Origin of the sequence: Streptacidiphilus carbonis (assembly GCF_000787775.1) — a bacterium.
Lineage (GTDB): Bacteria > Actinomycetota > Actinomycetes > Streptomycetales > Streptomycetaceae > Streptacidiphilus > Streptacidiphilus carbonis.
In genome coordinates, this window is the sequence record NZ_BBPM01000016.1 from 150,945 (window position 1) to 156,466 (window position 5,522).

Below are 5,522 nucleotides of genomic sequence, written 5' to 3' on the forward strand. Positions count from 1 at the left end.
GGGGCCGCCGCGAGTCGGCCGTCCCGGAGCCCAGGGACGGCCGGGGCAGCGGGGACGGCCGAGGCAGCAGGGACGGCCGGAGCGGCGGGGACGGCGCCGACGGCTCCGCCCCCCCCGCCCCCCCGGCGTCCTGCCCGCCCGCGGGCGTCCTGACGGCGTCCGGGTGGCGGTGCAGCACCGCGCCGCGGACTGACGGTGGGCGGCCGGAGGCAGGGGTCGGGACCGTTCGCGGCCCGGCCCCGATCCGGTTCGCAGCCCGTGCCGGGTTTGCTTTGGGCGCGATCCGACAGATGATCGACCCTGCGGGGCCGTCCGGTCCTGGCACAGGCGTACTCCCACCAGGACGGTGAAGGCACGTGAACGATCGCATGGTCTGGATCGACTGCGAGATGACAGGGCTCAGCCTCGAGACCGACGCGCTGGTCGAGGTCGCCGCCCTGGTCACCGACTCCGAGCTCACCATCCTGGGTGAGGGGGTCGACATCGTCGTCCGTCCTCCGGCCGAGGCGGTCGCCGACATGCCCGAGATCGTGCGCGCCATGCACACCGCCTCCGGACTGCTGGACGAGCTGGAGCAGGGCGTCACCCTCGCCGAGGCCGAGGCCCAGGTGCTGGCCTACGTGCGCGAGCACATCCCGGAGGCCGGCCGGGCCCCGCTGTGCGGCAACTCGGTGGCGACCGACCGCGGCTTCCTCGCCCGGGACATGCCCGCGCTGGAGAGCCACCTGCACTACCGGATCGTGGACGTCTCCTCGATCAAGGAGCTGGCCCGGCGCTGGTACCCGCGGGCCTACTACAACAGCCCCAAGAAGCAGGGGAACCACCGCGCCCTGGCGGACATCAGGGAGAGCATCGCCGAGCTGAAGTTCTACCGTGAGGCCGTCTTCGTGCCGCAGCCCGGCCCCGACACCGACGCGGCCCGGGCCATCGCCGCCCGGTACCAGTCGCCCCCCTCCTGACCCGGCGCCGACCCCGGCGCTGACCTGGCGAGACGCCGACCGCCGCGGGGCCGGGGCCACGTGGGAAGGCGGTCGTGAGCACCCGGTCGGATCCTGTAGAGTTATCTCCGTCAGCGCGACGAGCGACTGACGGATGGTGGGTGTAGCTCAGCTGGCAGAGCACCGGGTTGTGATCCCGGGTGTCGCGGGTTCAAGTCCCGTCACTCACCCCATGGGCCGCAGCCCCTGACCTTGGAAAAGGTCAGGGGCTGCGGCTTTTTCGCTCTCACGGTCCGTCAGTTGTCCGTGGAGGGCTGCTCGTCGACTGCCTCCAGCGGGTCGCCGCTCGCCAGCGGGCCGCCGCTCTCCAGCTCCAGGTCGGCCATCTCGGTCTTGGGGATCTCCGGCACCTCCGGCGCCTTCCCGTGCAGCTGGTCGGTCAGATCCCGCTCCACCAGCGCCGCTGCGGCGGCCGCCGCCGCCTTGGCGGCCTCGGAGACCAGCGGCGGGGACTTGGAGGAGTCCGGGGTCGCGCCGTCCAGGAAGCGGAGCAGCTCGACCGGGAAGGGCAGCACCAGAGTGGAGTTCTTCTCCGCGGCGACCTCCACCACCGTCTGCAGCAGCCGCAGTTGCAGGGCCGCCGGGGTGTTGCTCATGATCGCCGCCGCCTCGGACAGCTTGCGGGACGCCTGGAACTCGCCGTCGGCGGTGATGATGCGCGCCCTTCGCTCACGTTCCGCCTCGGCCTGCCGGGACATCGACCGCTTCATCGACTCGGGCAGGGCGACGTCCTTGATCTCCACCCGGTCGATGTGGATGCCCCAGCCCGCGGCCGGGCTGTCGATCATCAGCTCCAGGCCCTGGTTCAACGGCTCGCGGTTGGTGAGCAGGTCGTCCAGCTCGCTCTTGCCGATGATCGAGCGCAGCGAGGTCTGTGCCACCTGGGACATCGCGAAGGTGTAGTTCTGCACATTGACCGAGGCCAGGATCGGGTCCTCGACCTTGAAGTAGACGACCGCGTCGACCCGGACGGTGACGTTGTCCCGGGTGATGCCCTCCTGGGCCGGCACCGGCATCGTGATGATCTGGACGTTCACCTTGCGGAGCCGGTCGGCTACCGGGATCAGCATGGTCACCCCGGGCTGCCGGACCGCCCTGCGGACCCGCCCGAAACGAAAGACGACCCCCCGTTCGACCTGCTGGACCACCCGGACGCCGGTGGCCAGCCACAGCGCCCCCGCCCCCAGCACACCGAGCAGTACATCCACCACGATCATCGCGGTCACCCCATGTCGACAAGAGGAAGGCGCTCATAGAAAGCCACATTCCACGCTACTCGCCGGTCGTTCCGGTCGGAACAGGTCGAGCCGGGCCCTCTCGTCAGCCGCCCGCCGTCAGGCGGACTCGCGCCGGACCAGCTCCGTGGTGAGGATGATCTGCCGGTGGGTCCGGCTCGGCGCCGCGATCTCCTCCAGCAGCAGCCGGGCCATCGCCCGGCCCATCTCCTCGCTGGGCTGGCGCACGGTGGTCATCGCCGGGTCGGTGTGCCGGGCCACGGGCGAGTCGTCGAAGCCGACCACGGCCACGTCCTCGGGGATGCGCCGGCCGGACTGGCGCAGCACCCGCATGGCTCCGGCGGCCATCAGGTCGGAGGCCCCGAACACCGCGTCCAGCTCCGGCCTGCGCTCCAGCAGCTCGCGCATCGCCCGCGCACCGGACTCCTCGCTGTAGTCGCCCTGCCCGAGCAGGGCGTCGTCCTCGGGCAGGCCCGCCTCCTCCAGCCCGCGCCGGTAGCCGTCCAGGCGGCTGCGCGCACCCTCCATGTCCAGCGGTCCGGTGATGGTGGCGATCCGGGTCCGGCCCAGGCCGGTCAGGTGCCGCACCGCGGCCCAGGCGCCGCCGTAGTTGTCCGGGTTCACGTAGCTCAGCGACTCCAGCTCGGAGCGGCGGCCGCCCAGGACGGCCGGCAGGCCGGTCCGCTCCAGCAGGTCGACCAGCGGGTCCTCGGAGTGCACCGAGACCATCAGCACTCCGTCCACCCGGTGGCCGCTGAGGTAGGTGGCGAGCCGTTCGCGCTCCTGTGCGGTGCGGACCAGGATGAGCAGCAACTGCATCTCGGTGTCCGAGAGTTCGCTGGCCACCCCGCGGATGATCTCCGCGAAGAAGGGCTCCGAGGCCAGCCTGGTCTCGGTCTCCGGGATGACCAGGGCGACCGCGTCGGTGCGGCTGGTCACCAGGGTCCGGGCGGCGCGGTTGGGCACGTAGCCGAGCTCCGCGATGGCACGCTCGACCACGGCGCGGGCCTGGTCGCTGACCCCGGGCGCTCCGTTCACCACGCGGGACACCGTGCCCCTGCCGACCCCGGCCAGCTGGGCCACGGCCTCCAGGGTGGGCCGGGCCGGTCCCCGGCGTGCGGGCCTCTCGCCGGTCTGGGTCATGGTGCGTCCTCCGTTCCGCTCTGTACGCGTCGCACACTAGTCCCTGGATTCGGACGGAATCCCCTGGCAGACGCGTACGTTTCGACCGCGTTCCGGTAGGGGACCGCGTTCCCACAGGGAGGGACGGGAGTGGAAGCCGACGTCCCGGTCGAACAGCCGCGCCGGAGAGCCTGTCCCGACCCCTCCGGGGCCCAACTGCTTGACACTCCCTCATCCAAGCACGACCATGGCGACTGAGCAATGGGAGCGCTCCCAGGCTGTTGCACCATCCTGGCCGCACTCCTCGCAATCGGCGCCCGCGCCCGCATTCTTGCCCGTAACTGGACCGCAGTTGAGCTCCGGCGCCGATGAGGCCCCGGCAGATTCCGACAGCGCCTCGAACTCGCCCTCGCGAACTGCACCTACCCCTGGGAGCGCTCCCGTATGACCGCAGTCCACCCACTCCCCGCTGCCTCGCCCGTCACCGGGCCGGTCAGCGCCGACGACGGGCTACTCCACTTCCCGAGCGGATTCCTGTGGGGCGCCGCGACCGCCGCCTACCAGATCGAGGGAGCGGCGGCCGAGGACGGCCGGACCCCGTCCATCTGGGACACCTACAGCCACACCCCCGGGCGGGTCCGCAACGGCGACACCGGCGACACCGCCGCCGACCACTACCACCTGTACCGCGACGACGTCGCGCTGATGAGCCGGCTGGGGCTGAACTCCTACCGCTTCTCCGTGTCCTGGTCCCGGGTGCAGCCCACCGGGCGCGGCCCCGCGGTGGAGCGCGGCCTCGACTTCTACCGCCGGCTCACCGACGAGCTGCTCGGCGCGGGGATCACGCCCGTCGCCACCCTCTACCACTGGGACCTTCCCCAGGAGCTGGAGGACGCCGGCGGCTGGCCGGCCCGGGACACCGCGGAGCGCTTCGGCGAGTACGCGGCCCTGCTCGGCGACGCCCTCGGCGACCGGGTCCGCTACTGGACCACCCTCAACGAGCCCTGGTGCAGCGCCTACCTGGGCTACGGCTCCGGGGTGCACGCTCCGGGGCGCACCGACCCCTCCGACGCGCTGCGGGCCGCGCACCACCTCAACCTGGCCCACGGCCGGGCCGTGGCCGCGCTACGGTCCGCGATCCCGGCGGCGGCGGACCCGCAGCTCTCGATCACCCTGAACCTGCACGCCGTCCGCCCGCTCAGCGGCAGCGACCGCGACATCGACGCCGCCAGGCGGATCGACGCGGTGGGCAACCGGGTCTTCCTCGGCCCGATCCTGGACGGCGCCTACCCGGCCGACCTGCGCCAGGACACCGGCAACCTGGTGGACTGGGACGAGCTGGTCCGCCCCGGCGACCTCGCCGCGATCTCCGCGCCGATCGACGTGCTCGGGGTGAACTACTACAACCCGACCGTGGTCTCCGCCGGCGGCGGCCAGGGTTCGGCCGAGCACGCTCGCAACGACGGCCACGGCAGCAGCGACCACTCGCCCTGGCCCGGCTCCGAGGACGTGGTGTTCCACCAGCCGCCGGGCCGGCTCACCGCGATGAACTGGAGTATCGACCCCTCCGGCCTCTACGACCTGCTGACCGGGCTGTCCCGCGACCACCCCGGCCTGCCGCTGATGGTCACCGAGAACGGCGCCGCCTTCGACGACTACATCAGCCCCGAGGGCGAGGTCCGCGACCCCGAGCGGATCGCCTATGTGCACGGCCACCTCGCCGCCGTGCACGCCGCGATCAGGGACGGCGCCGACGTCCGCGGCTACTTCCTCTGGTCGCTGATGGACAACTTCGAGTGGGCGTACGGCTACGGCAAGCGCTTCGGCGCGGTGTACGTCGACTACTCCACCCAGCGGCGGATCCCCAAGGCCAGTGCCCACTGGTACGCGGAGACGATCCGGCGCGGCGCGATCTCCCGGTCGGAACCCTGACCCCGACCGGGATGCGTGGGCGGCACCGTTGAGGGTCGGTGCCGCCCACGACAGCGGCCCCGGGCCGCCCCCGAGCGTCCGAGTACCCGTGGGAAGTCGTAACGCCCGGCCTGCACGGTCGTTGCACGTGTGGGGCGCGTCGGCAGCGGCATGCGCTCCCGTCCGACGCAGCCTTCCCTGGGAGTCGACCGACCATGCAGCTCTCCCACGGACCGCGAACGCCCCTGCGCCGCGC

At 72.3% G+C, this 5,522-nt stretch carries 4 protein-coding genes and 1 tRNA gene; 3 read left to right on the forward strand and 2 right to left on the reverse strand.

What is annotated here, in order from left to right:
• Positions 1-356 precede the first annotated feature (356 nt).
• Positions 357-959, forward strand: coding sequence for an oligoribonuclease (gene orn / locus TR46_RS15535; RefSeq protein WP_042400501.1), 603 nt, complete (start codon positions 357-359; stop codon positions 957-959).
• A gap of 136 nt (positions 960-1,095) precedes the next feature.
• Positions 1,096-1,171 (forward strand) — tRNA-His (locus tag TR46_RS15540).
• Between the two features lie 63 nt (positions 1,172-1,234).
• Here the strand turns inward: TR46_RS15540 and TR46_RS15545 are convergent.
• The gene (locus TR46_RS15545) at positions 1,235-2,215 is read right to left on the reverse strand and encodes a slipin family protein (RefSeq protein ID WP_084718532.1); all 981 of its coding nucleotides are present in this window, start codon (positions 2,213-2,215) and stop codon (positions 1,235-1,237) included.
• 117 nt (positions 2,216-2,332) lie between these two features.
• Positions 2,333-3,376, reverse strand: a complete 1,044-nt coding sequence (locus TR46_RS15550) for a LacI family DNA-binding transcriptional regulator (RefSeq protein ID WP_042400505.1) — start codon at positions 3,374-3,376, stop codon at positions 2,333-2,335.
• Between the two features lie 423 nt (positions 3,377-3,799).
• Here TR46_RS15550 and TR46_RS15555 point away from each other — a divergent pair, with 423 nt between their 5' ends.
• Positions 3,800-5,287: a GH1 family beta-glucosidase gene (locus TR46_RS15555; RefSeq protein ID WP_042400514.1), complete on the forward strand. Its 1,488-nt coding sequence runs from the start codon at positions 3,800-3,802 to the stop codon at positions 5,285-5,287.
• Positions 5,288-5,522 lie beyond the last annotated feature (235 nt).